Below are 512 nucleotides of genomic sequence, written 5' to 3'. Positions count from 1 at the left end.
TCCCAAAGATTAATCATTTCAGCTGTTCCTACAATGTACTCTGTCCGGTCATTTGTGATGGCTTGGTTCTTTGCTGCGTTAGCCAGTCCATTTGTAATTTTTTCACCTCTAAAATCAAGTAAGATTTCTGATTTTTGCGATGGTTCGGTATCGGCCTCTTCACGGTTCCCGATTTCTAAGGTTCCATTTTGATTAACTAGACCGATATAGCCATTCTCAGCATTATGTTTGATTTTAACGATTGGAAATGCACTCTCTGTGCCATTGTTTGTAAGATCAAACACCATTTTCCCTGCTTCGCTAGTTGCGTTTTTATCGCTATCAAATCGCTTATAGGCTGAACTATGAGCCACGCCATCAGGAATGATGAACTTAATAGAGCCGTTTGAACGTCTCCCACTTGCCTCCTGCATAGAGATATCATCAATTACCATGGCCAGATAATACTTGTCCGGCTCATCTGAAAAGGTCAACTCTTTAGGACTATCAACATTAAAAATACCCGCAAGCTT

1 protein-coding gene is annotated in these 512 nt (G+C 40.6%); it reads right to left on the bottom strand.

Going from position 1 to position 512, the window contains the following annotated elements; translation table 11 throughout:
• Positions 1 to 512: distal tail protein Dit (locus HMPREF2805_RS01340; RefSeq protein ID WP_186822542.1), on the bottom strand; the 512-nt coding region annotated here is incomplete at both ends.

Source organism: Streptococcus sp. HMSC034E03, assembly GCF_001811505.1.
Taxonomy (GTDB): Bacteria; Bacillota; Bacilli; order Lactobacillales; family Streptococcaceae; genus Streptococcus.
The sequence above is the reverse complement of the archived record's forward strand: the minus strand, read 5'-3'. Positions and strand labels throughout refer to the sequence as shown.